Annotated in this window: 5 protein-coding genes; 3 read left to right on the forward strand and 2 right to left on the reverse strand. The window is 73.7% G+C overall.

Annotated elements, in window-relative coordinates; translation table 11 throughout:
- Positions 1-36 precede the first annotated feature (36 nt).
- Complete coding sequence (locus A6Q79_RS11625) at positions 37-1605, reverse strand: AMP-binding protein (protein WP_067854525.1); 1569 nt, start codon at positions 1603-1605, stop codon at positions 37-39.
- Positions 1606-1762: 157 nt separating this feature from the next.
- On the opposite strand from A6Q79_RS11625, the gene A6Q79_RS11630 reads away from it, so the two are divergent.
- The 3 genes from A6Q79_RS11630 to A6Q79_RS11640 all read left to right on the forward strand — a co-directional run bounded on the left by A6Q79_RS11630 (position 1763) and on the right by A6Q79_RS11640 (position 4643).
- Positions 1763-2644 (forward strand): HAD family phosphatase, encoded by an 882-nt coding sequence (locus A6Q79_RS11630; protein WP_067854522.1) that lies wholly within the window; start codon positions 1763-1765, stop codon positions 2642-2644.
- A gap of 96 nt (positions 2645-2740) precedes the next feature.
- Positions 2741-3439 carry a sigma-70 family RNA polymerase sigma factor gene (locus tag A6Q79_RS11635; RefSeq protein ID WP_286689722.1) on the forward strand — a complete coding sequence of 233 codons (699 nt, stop codon included), beginning with the start codon at positions 2741-2743 and terminating at the stop codon, positions 3437-3439.
- Positions 3440-3539: 100 nt separating this feature from the next.
- Positions 3540-4643, forward strand: a complete 1104-nt coding sequence (locus A6Q79_RS11640; RefSeq protein WP_286689723.1) for a DUF5667 domain-containing protein — start codon at positions 3540-3542, stop codon at positions 4641-4643.
- A gap of 71 nt (positions 4644-4714) precedes the next feature.
- Here A6Q79_RS11640 and A6Q79_RS11645 read toward each other — a convergent pair whose 3' ends face one another.
- The gene (locus tag A6Q79_RS11645) at positions 4715-5611 is read right to left on the reverse strand and encodes a lysophospholipid acyltransferase family protein (protein ID WP_236749858.1); all 897 of its coding nucleotides are present in this window, start codon (positions 5609-5611) and stop codon (positions 4715-4717) included.
- Positions 5612-5866: the final 255 nt, after the last annotated feature.

Raw genomic sequence — 5866 nt, forward strand, 5'->3', positions numbered from 1 at the left:
CGTCGTCGGACGCCCCGGCGCGGCGACGGAACAGGCTCATCGGGCCTGGAGGCCGAGGTCCTGGCTGCGCGCCAGCGCCCGCAGCCGACCCTTGGCGACCTTGCCGGTGGCGGAGTGCGGCAGCCCCTCGACCACGACGACCTGGCGCGGCTGCTTGAACCGGGCCAGTCGCGTGGAGCAGTGCTCCAGCACCCGGGCCTCGAGACCGTCCGTGGCTGCACCGTCCCCGGCGACGACGAACGCCACGACCGCCTCGCCGGTCTGCTCGTCCGGGAGACCGACGACCGCCACCTCGGCGACGTCGTCGAGCTCGGCGACCACGAGCTCGACCTCGGCCGGGTAGACGTTGAAACCCGACACGATCACGAGCTCACGGACCCGGTCGACCAGCGTGAGGTCGCCGGTGTCGTCGAGGTAGCCGATGTCGCCCGTCGGGTACCAGCCGTCGTCGCGCGGACCGTCGGACCCGTCGGGCCAGTAGCCGGAGAAGAGGTTGCGTCCGCGCACCCACACCTCGGCCGGGTCACCGGGCTCGGCGTCCTGCCCGCTGGTGTCGACGAGGCGCAGCTCGACGCCCGGCAGCGGACGTCCGACGGAGCCGGGCCGCGGGGGCACGCCGTCCGGGCGGCCCGACGCGAGCGTCGCGGTGATGACGGGGGCGGTCTCGGTGAGCCCGTAGCCCTGCTCGACGACGTGCCCCGACGACGCCGCGAACTCCGCGGCGAGCTCGGGGTCGAGCGTGGAGGCACCGCTCAGCACGTGCTTGACGCCGGCGAGGTGCTCGCGCAGGTCGGCGCGGCCCGCCCACGCGGCGACCACCGGCGGGGCGAGGGCCACGTTCGTGACCCCCTCGTCGCGGATCGTGCGCAACAGGCCGGCCGGGTCGAAGCCGTCGACCATGACGACCCGCGCGCCCTGCCGCACAGCTTGGCCGAGCACGGCGTTCAGCCCGTAGATGTGGAACATGGGCAGCAGCCCGAGCACGACGTCGTCGGGCGTGACGATCGGCGGCTCGACCGCTGCGGTCTGCTCGATGTTGGCGAGCAGGGCACGGTGCGTCAGGATCGCGCCCCGCGGCTTGCCGCTCGTGCCCGACGTGTAGAGCACGACCGCCGGCGCCTCCTCGTCGCGGGGCGCGGCCGGCTCCACGTCGGGGGCGTCGCGCAGGAGACGGTCGAACGCGACCTCGCCCTCGCGTGGCGAAGTGCCGTCGACGACGACGAGGACGTCGAGGTCGGCCACCGCGGCACGCACCTGCTCCACGGCGCTCTCGTCGCACAGCACGACCCGCGCGCCGGAGTCGGCCAGCATGCGGCCGATCTCGCGCTCGGTCGAGCGCGGGTTGACGGGGACGGCGACCATCCCGCCGCGCAGGATCCCGAAGTAGGCGACGGCGAGGTCGATCCGGTTGGCCATCACGAGCGCGACGCGGTGCCCGGCGCGCAGGCCGACGCCGCTCAGCGCGCGGGACGCGGCGTCGACGTCGGCGTCGAGCTGTGCCCACGTCCGCTCCTGCCGTCCGCCGCGGTGCTCGACGAGGGCCACGGCCTCGGGCGAGCGTCGCGCGGCGGCGCTGACCAGCGCGGACACGTTCGAGGAGGTCACGACGCGAGTCAACCACAGAGGGCCAGCCCGCCGCGCCCCTCTCCCACCCCCTTCCGGTCCCCCCGTTTCGTGGACCTTGCGCCGGTTTCGGCGCCGGATTCCGTCATCAGGTCCGCAAAACGCGGGGAAGGGACGGGGAACCCGATAGGTTCGGGTCATGTCCAGCCAGCGGGTCCCCCGGCCGGGGCCGAACCTGCGGTCGCGGTCGGTGCTCGCCGGCCAGGCTGCGGCGGCCGCGAGCGAGGTCGAGCACTGGCTCGCCCCCGATCCCGACCCCGACGCCGCGGCGTTCTTCGACGTCGACAACACGATCATGCAGGGCGCGTCGATCTACCACTTCGCGCGCGGGCTGCACCAGCGCGACTTCTTCACCACGGGCGACATCGTCAAGGCCGCGTGGCAGCAGGTCTACTTCCGCCTGGCCGGCGTCGAGGACCCGGAGCACATCGCGAAGGCCCGCTCCTCGGCGCTCGCGTTCATCGCGGGCCACGACGTGTCCGAGCTGGAGGAGATCGGCGAGCAGATCTTCGACGAGCACATGGCGCACAAGATCTGGCCCGGCACCCGCGCGCTGGCCCAGCAGCACCTCGACGCCGGGCAGCGGGTCTGGCTCGTGACCGCCGCGCCCATCGAGATCGCGGCGGTCATCGCCCGACGCCTCGGCCTCACGGGCGCCCTCGGCACCGTGGCCGAGCACGTCGACGGCACCTACACCGGCGAGCTGGTCGGTGAGCTGCTGCACGGCGAGGGCAAGGCCGTCGCCGTGCGCGCGATCGCCGAGCGCGAGGGCCTCGACCTCGAGCGCTGCTACGCCTACTCCGACTCCAGCAACGACCTGCCGATGCTCTCGCTGGTGGGCCACCCCTGTGCGATCAACCCCGACCCCCGGCTGCGCGCGCACGCGAAGGCGCAGGGCTGGGACGTGCGCGACTACCGCACCGGGCGCAAGGTCGCGCTCGCCGGCACGCGCGCCGCCGGCGTGGCCGTCGCGGGAGCCGCCGCCTGGCAGGCGGTCCGGACGCTGCGTCGGTCGCGCTGACCTGCACCGGCGTCGTGTTGGCCGGCTCGTTACCTGAGAACTCCTGACAGGAACCTCCTCAGGTGCTTAAGATCGTCCAGATCTTCGGGAGGGATCATGGAGGGTTGGACGGGAGCACTGCGCGCCGCGCTGCGGCTCGCCCTGCTGACGCCTGACGACCTGCGCCTGGCCATGGCGCTGGCCGAGCCGGCACCCGCGTCGCACGCGGCGTTCTCCAGCGGCCCCGTGGATCCCGACGGCGACCCTGAGGCCCTGCGGCTGCGCGCCCTCGTCGACCTCGCCCGCGAGGGCGACGTCGACGCCTTCGGCCAGCTCTACGACCACTACGTCACCGGCATCTACCGGTTCATCTACTACCGCGTCGGCTCCCAGACCCTGGCCGAGGACCTCACCAGCGAGACGTTCGTGCGCGGGCTGCGGGCCATCCAGCGGTTCAGCTGGCAGGGCAAGGACTTCGGCGCCTGGCTCACGACGATCGCCCGCAACCTGGTGGTCGACCACTTCAAGTCCGGTCGTGCGCGGCTGGAGATCGTCTCCGACGACGTGCCGGAGGGCCCGCAGAGCGCTCCGAGCACCGAGGACGACGTGATGGCGCTGCTCTCCAACGAGATGCTGTTCGCCGCCGTGGCCGAGCTGCCGACGGAGCAGCGCGAGTGCGTCCTCATGCGCTTCATCCAGGGCCTGAGCATCGCCCAGACCGCCGCCGCGCTCGGGCGCACCGAGGGTGCGATCAAGCAGCTGCAGCTGCGCGCCGTGCGCAACCTCGCGAAGAAGATGCCCGAGGACGCACGATGAGTCCGAGATTCCTCGCGCGCACCGCGTCACGTTCCCGTAACCCGCACGTCTTCATGGTCGTTGGACCTCGTACCACCACGACCACAGACAGGACGACGCGATGATCCGCCGACCGGGCCGCGACGACGCCCAGGACTTCCACGACGCGTGGGAGTCCGGTGCGCACGGCACGGGCCAGGTCGCCGAGCTCGTCCGCACCGCGCAGACCCTGCGCGCGTCGGCCACCGTCGCACCCCGCCCCGAGTTCGCCTCGGCGCTGCGCGAGCGTCTGATGACCGAGGGCCAGACCGTCCTCGTCCCTGCTCCTGGCGCCTCCCGTCGCACCGCCGACGCGGCTGCCGGCGCACCGGCCGCCGCCCCGTCGCGTGCACGGCGCCGGCTCGCCACCGCCGCGGTCGCAGCCGTGTCGTCCCTCGGCGTCGTAGGCCTCGTGGCCGGCAGCGCCTCGGCCCTCCCGGGCGACGTGCTCTACCCGGTCAAGCGGACGGTCGAGGACGTCGAGCTCGCCCTGCACCGCTCCGACGAGGCGCGCGGCACCCAGCGCCTCGAGCTCGCGACCGAGCGGCTGCGCGAGGTCCGCGCCGTGATCGCCGACGGCTCGCCCGCTGCGCGCGGGCAGGTGCCCGCCCTGCTCGACGAGTTCAGCACGCAGGCCGAGCAGGGCTCGGCCTCGCTGTTCGACGCCTACGACACCGACGGCTCGACGGCCTCCATCGAGACCGTCAACGACTTCGCCGCCGCGTCCGCGGTCGACCTCACGACCATCGCCGCCGACGTGCCCGCCGACGCGTCGGAGTCGTTCTCCGCTGCGGCCGCTGCGGTCACCGACCTCGCCGGACAGGCCGGCCGGCTCTGCGCCAGCTGCGGCACCGCCGACCTCGGCTCGCTGGTCGGCGTCGTCCGCTCGGTGCTCGCCCCGGCCGACTCCGACTCGGGGTCGCGACGCGAGGCCTCGGCTGGCCGCTCCTCCGCCGCGCCGTCGCCGTCGACGGCTGGTGGCTCCGCCGCTCCGTCGACGATCACCCCGTCCACCACTCCGCCGCTCGTGCAGGTGCCGACCGTGCCCGCGCCGTCGCCCACCGCGACGCCGCGCAAGGGCCTCGGCACCGTCACCGACCCGCTGCTGGGCGGTCTGCTGGGCGACGACGACCAGGAGGGCCTCGTGCCCGGCCTGCTCGGCGGTCTGCTCGGCCCCAAGAAGTAGCACGCGCCACGTCGTCGTCGGCCCGGCGCGGCACGGGTGTGCCGTGACCGCCCGAGCATCACGGGCTCTGCTCAGAAGAAGGCGTTGCCTCGCTCGACGAGCAGCTGGTAGAGCGTCTGCTGGATCGTCTCGCGCACCTGGTCGGTGACGTTGAACAGCAGCATCGGGTCGTCGGCCGCGTCGGGCTCGTAGGCGTCGGTGCGGATCGGCTCGCCGAACTCGATGATCCACTTGCTGGGCAGCGGGATCATGCCGAGCGGTCCGAGCAGCGGGAAGAACGGCGTGATGGGCAGGTACGGCAGCCCCAGGAGCCGCGCCAACGACGGCACGTTGCCGACCAGCGGGTAGATCTCCTCGGCGCCGACGATCGAGACGGGCACGATCGGGACCTGGGCCCGCAACGCCGACGACACGAACCCGCCGCGGCCGAAGCGCTGCAGCTTGTACCGCTCGGCGAAGGGCTTGCCGATGCCCTTGAAGCCCTCGGGCCACACGCCGGCGATCTCGCCGGAGCCCAGCAGACGCTCGGCGTCCTGCGTGCAGGCGAGCGTGGCGCCGGCACGTCGCGCGACCTGGCCGACGAACGGCAGGGCGAACACGAGGTCGGCACCCAGCGGACGCAGGTCGCGACCCCCGTGGCGCTTGACCGCGTAGCCCGTCATCAGTCCGTCGATCGGCACGGTGCCGGAGTGGTTGGCCACGAGCAGCGCGCCGCCCTCGCTCGGGATGTTCTCCGCACCGCGGACCTCGAGCCGGAACCACTTCTCCGCGATGGGCTCGAACGCGGCCGTGAGGACCTCGGCGAGCTGCGGGTCGAAGCCGAAGTCGTCGACCTCGAAGTCGCCCGAGAGCCGCTTGCGCAGCGCCGCGACCGCGACGGCCAGCCGGTGCTCCCAGTCGCTGCCGAGGATCCGCTGCGCCGCCTGGACGACCGCCACGAGCACCTCCTCGACGGGCAGGCCCGGCAGGGTGGCTCGACCCGACGCCGTGCGCGTCTCGCGGGCGGCCTCCTCGGCCGCGGCCGCCGCAGCAGCGGCGGCGTCCTCCTCCGTGACGGCTCGCAGGTGCGGTGTCGCGTCGGGCCCCGAGGCGCTCGTCGACCGCCGAGGCCGCGACGGCGAGCCGCTCGCGGTCGACGTCGAGGCCTTGGGGCGACCCGCGCCGCTCTTCTTCGCCCCCGTCGTGTTCGCCGCAGTCTTGCGGGGCTTCTCGCGCGCCGGTGT

The sequence above is a fragment of the Aeromicrobium sp. REDSEA-S32_B7 genome (assembly GCF_001626145.1).
Classification (GTDB): domain Bacteria; phylum Actinomycetota; class Actinomycetes; order Propionibacteriales; family Nocardioidaceae; genus Aeromicrobium; species Aeromicrobium erythreum.